Below are 2,089 nucleotides of genomic sequence, written 5' to 3' on the forward strand. Positions count from 1 at the left end.
TGCGCGTTTCGCGGGATCGTGAGCACGGATTTCAGACGATCGTGAGCACGGATTTCACCGCATCATGAGCAACGATTTCAGAGGATCGTGAGCAGCGATTTCAGGCGATCGTGAGCACCTTTTGGCGGTGCCGGACGCTTCGGCCGACAACTCAACCGGGCTAGGGATTTCTCATTCAACCAATGAGGAAGCCTGATGCCTACCCAGAGATTGTCGATGCGCCGGATCAGAGAAGTTCTACGTTTAAGGCACCAGGGCCTGACCGAGCGCGTCATCGCGCGGACGTTGGGGGTGAGCAATGGCGTCGTCCATGGTTACGTGCGGCGTGCCCGCCTTGCCGGGCTGAGCTGGCCGCTGCCGGAGGGCATGGACGACGAGGGCCTGGAGCCGCTGCTGTTCCCGGCGCCGACGGCAGCCTCGCAAAGCGACCGGCGACCGGCCCCCGATTGGGTTTATGTGGAGAAGGAACTGCGCCGTCGCAGCGTGACACGGCTGCTGTTGTGGGAAGAGTATCGCGCCGCCAATCCCGACGGCTTCGGCTATACCTGGTTTTGCACGACCTTCGAGGCCTGGAAGCAGCGTGCGCGCCCGAGCATGCGTCAGACCCACATCGGCGGGGAGAAGGTATTCGTCGATTTCGCCGGCGACACCATCGACATCTTCGATCCCATCACCGGCGAAGTGCGCGCCATGAAGCTGTTCGTCGCGGCGATGGGGGCCTCGAACTACACCTACGCCGAGGCTTGCCCAAGCGAGAGCCTGTCCGACTGGATCGGCGTGCATGCCAACCTGTTCAGGTATCTCGGCGGCGTGCCGAAGTTCGTGGTCTGCGATAATCTCAAGGCCGCCGTGATCAACCCCGATCGTTACGATCCTGGAATCAACCGAACCTATGCCGAGATGGCCGGCCACTACGGCACCGCGATCCTGGCGGCGAGGCCAAGGCGGCCAAAGGACAAGGCCAAGGTTGAGGTCGCCGTCCAGATCGCGCAGCGCTGGATCCTGGCCCGCCTGCGCAATCAGCGCTTCTTTTCCCTGGCGGAACTGAACGCTGCCATCCGCGTCCTGGTCGGCGAACTCAACGCCCGCCAGATGCGCGGTTTCGGCTCCAGCCGCGCCGAACTGTTCGCCGAGATCGATCGTCTCAAGCTGGGAGAACTGCCGGACCAGCCCTACGTCTTTGCGCGCTGGAAGCGTTGTCGCGTCGCCCCCGACTACCACGTTGAGATCGACGGCCATTGGTATTCTACCCCTTACCGTCTGATCCGTGAACTCGTCGATGTCCGCATCGCCGACAAGACCGTCGAGATCTTCCACAGGGGTCAGAGGATCGCGAGCCACGCCCGTGCGCCCAACCGCCGCGGCCATACCACGATCGCCGATCATATGCCGAGCGCCCATCGCCGCTACGGTAAGTGGACGCCGGGAGGGCTGATCGCGGCCGGCGAGAAGATCGGCCCCTCTGCCGCGGCGTTTTTCCAGGCCGTCATCGCGGCAAGGCCTCATCCCGAGCAAGGCTTTCGCACCTGCCTCGGCATCCTGTCGCTGACCAGGAGCTACGACAATGCGCGCGTCGATGCGGCCTGCCGACGCGGCATCCTCATCAAGGCTCGCTCCGTCGCCTCGATCCGCTCGATCCTCAAGAACGGCCTTGATCGCGCGTTCCTTGACGAGACATCCAACGATCAACCCCTGCGCCACCGCAACATCCGCGGTCAGGGCTATTTCCACTGAACCATGGAGATCTCAATGCTGACGCATCCCACCCATGAACGGCTGATCGCACTCGGCTTGACCGGAATGGCCAAAGCCCTGGAGGAGCAGCGACGATCGTCAGATCTCGATGCCTTGTCGTTCGAGGAGCGCGTCGGATTGCTGGTCGATCGCGAAGCCGCCGAGCGCGACACCAAACGTCTCACGACCCGCCTCAAGTTCGCCGCGTTGCGCCAAAGCGCATGCGTGGAAGACGTCGATTTGCGTACGCCGCGCGGCATCGATCGCGCCGTCTTCGCCAGACTCGTCGGCGGCGACTGGATCGACCGCAACGAGAACCTGCTCGTCACCGGGGCAACCGAGCCCGCTTCATAAT

The 2,089-nt window shown here is 63.3% G+C and carries 1 protein-coding gene and 1 pseudogene; both read left to right on the forward strand.

All coding sequences use genetic code 11. The annotated features are described in order from the left end of the window. Positions 1-195 precede the first annotated feature (195 nt). Positions 196-1,734, forward strand: a complete 1,539-nt coding sequence (gene istA, locus FXB38_RS41150; protein ID WP_148756581.1) for an IS21 family transposase — start codon at positions 196-198, stop codon at positions 1,732-1,734. A gap of 15 nt (positions 1,735-1,749) precedes the next feature. Further along, positions 1,750-2,073: pseudogene (locus tag FXB38_RS41155) on the forward strand (ATP-binding protein); the annotation flags it as partial. Positions 2,074-2,089: the final 16 nt, after the last annotated feature.

Origin of the sequence: Bradyrhizobium cytisi (assembly GCF_008123515.1) — a bacterium.
Classification (GTDB): Bacteria; Pseudomonadota; Alphaproteobacteria; order Rhizobiales; family Xanthobacteraceae; genus Bradyrhizobium; species Bradyrhizobium cytisi.